This is a genomic window from Burkholderia sp. Ac-20345 (assembly GCF_017104825.1).
Lineage (GTDB): Bacteria > Pseudomonadota > Gammaproteobacteria > Burkholderiales > Burkholderiaceae > Burkholderia > Burkholderia lata_B.
The window spans coordinates 1-919 of record NZ_JAAGPO010000519.1; the positions used below are offsets into that span (position 1 = coordinate 1).

Genomic DNA, 919 nt, shown 5'->3' on the forward strand with positions numbered 1-919 from the left:
CCTCGCCAGTCTCGGCGTGCCGGCCGATGCGCTGCTGTGGCTGCGCGCGGGTAGCCACACGGATGCGCTGTGGGCCGCCGAGCAGGCGCTCAAGACCGGTTGTTGCGGCGCACTGCTGCTGTGGCAGGACGCGCGGCCCGATGCGCTGCGGCGCCTGCATCTCGCGGCCGCGCGCACGGGCGACACGCTGTTCGTGATGCTGCGTCCGCTGTCGGCCGAGCGGCAACCGTCGCCGGCCGTGCTGCGGGTCGCGCTGTACCCGGTGCCGGGCGGCGTGTCGCTCGACATCGTCAAGCGTCGCGGCCCCGCCCGCAGCGAGCCGCTCGTGCTCGATCTGCCGTCGCCCATCGTGGAGAGCCGCTATGCGCGTCTTGCTCGGCATCCATCTGCCGCGCCTGCCGCTCGACGTGTGCGTCGCGCCTCCGTCTGACGGCGAGGCCGGCGGCACCGGCTGTGCGGTGCTCGAGCAGGGTGTCGTGCTGATCGCCGATGCGGCCGCGCGCCGGCAGGGCGTGCGTGCAGGCATGAAGCGCGGCGGCGTGCTCACGCTCGCGCCGCACACGCAGCTCGTCGAACGCGATCCCGCGCGCGAAGCCGATGCGCTGCGCGCGGTCGCGCTCGCGTTGCTGCGCTTCTCGCCGTGCGTCGCGCTCGACGACGAAGCCACGCTGCTCGTCGACGTCGGCCCGAGCCTGCGCTTGTTCGGCGGGTTGCCGTCGCTGTGCCGCCAGGTACGCGCGACGCTCGCGGCGCTCGGCTGTGCGGCACGCCTGTCCGCCGCGCCGACCGGGGGCGGCGCGTGGCTGCTTGCGCGTGTGTCGGCCCGTGCCCGCATCCGGCGCCGCGTCGCGAGCCCGGCCTCGCTTGTCCGCGCGCTCGACAGGCTGCCCTGTGTGCTGCTGCCCGATGCGCGTCCGTA

General features: G+C 75.1%; 2 pseudogenes. Both read left to right on the plus strand.

Annotated features, from left to right (window positions below):
• Window positions 1-430, plus strand: a pseudogene (locus tag G3O06_RS48410) (recombinase RecA); the annotation flags it as partial.
• A pseudogene (locus G3O06_RS48415) lies at window positions 363-919 on the plus strand (DNA polymerase Y family protein); the annotation flags it as partial. The pseudogenes G3O06_RS48410 and G3O06_RS48415, both read left to right, overlap by 68 nt.